The organism is Pleomorphomonas sp. JP5 (assembly GCF_023721815.1).
Classification (GTDB): Bacteria; Pseudomonadota; Alphaproteobacteria; order Rhizobiales; family Pleomorphomonadaceae; genus Pleomorphomonas.
Genome location: NZ_JAMDLI010000012.1, coordinates 1 through 1,146 on the forward strand (window position 1 = coordinate 1; position 1,146 = coordinate 1,146).

Below are 1,146 nucleotides of genomic sequence, written 5' to 3' on the forward strand. Positions count from 1 at the left end.
CGATTGAGCGACTGTCTTGTCGGTCAAGCTTTTAGTTCGTGCCATGGTTGATTGTCCCGGATGAGGGCGTTGAGGATGGTGACGAGCTTTCTGGCGACAGCGATGATTGCGACGAGCTTGGGTTTGCCTTGATCGACGAGGCGATCACGGAAGGCCTTGAGTTCTGGATTGTATCGGGCGGCGAGGAGGGCTCCCATGTAGAGAGCCGATCGGACGGCTGCGCGGCCTCCACCGATGAAGCTCTTGCCGCGCCATTGGCCGGATTGGCGCGTCCAGGGGGCCAGGCCGACGAGGGCAGCGATCTGGCGTCTGTCGAGCGTACCCAGCTCCGGCAATTCGGCGATCAGCGTACGGGCGATCTGATCGCCGATGCCGGGAACGGATTTCAGCAGTTCGACCTTTTCCAGCCAGTTGGGCGATCGGCGAATACTGTCGTCGATGTCCTGGTCAATGCCGGTGAGTTCTTTCTCAAGCGCTTTCAGCAACCGTCTGATGCTCTTGGCCGTGCGGGCGGATGCTCGCTTAAGACGTTGATTTTCCGCTCCGATCATGGCGACGATCTGTCGGCGTCGGGTGACGAGATCGGCCAGCGCCTCGGTCTCGGCGTCGGCCAGCGGCCGCAAGTCCGGTCTGGTAGCCTCGGCGAAGCGGGCGATCACAGCGGCGTCGATCGGGTCCGTCTTGGCCCGCTTGCCGAGCGCCCAGGCAAAGGCACGAACTTGGGCAGGATTGACCACGACGACCGGCAGCAAGGCGGCGGCCAGAGCTGCCACCACCACGGTTTCGAAACCGCCAGTGGCCTCAACGGCGATCCGTTCTGCCCCGAGCGGCTTCAGCCGTTCGACCAGATCCGCCAACCCATCGTGATTGCGTGGCAGGTGGAAAGCAGCCACCGAAGGGGAAGTCGCAGCGACGTCCAGGCGATCCCTTGAGACGTCGATGCCGATGTAGAGAGCGTCCATCCGATCCCATCCTTGCGCAAGCGGGCTTCGCTTTGTGCGGCCCAAGCGACTGTTCGGGTTCGATGGAACGGCGGACGAGGACCCTTGCTCAATCACGGGCTTGGTGTCCCTAAGGGGGGGCGGTCTCCCGTCCGCCACCGCAACCGGAATGATACCAGATCGTGGTGGGGCTAAGTTACAAGGG

General features: G+C 62.8%; 1 protein-coding gene. It reads right to left on the reverse strand.

What is annotated here, in order from left to right:
* Nucleotides 1–23: 23 nt before the first annotated feature.
* Nucleotides 24–962: an IS110 family transposase gene (locus M4J40_RS17240; protein WP_251755662.1), complete on the reverse strand. Its 939-nt coding sequence runs from the start codon at nt 960–962 to the stop codon at nt 24–26.
* Nucleotides 963–1,146: the final 184 nt, after the last annotated feature.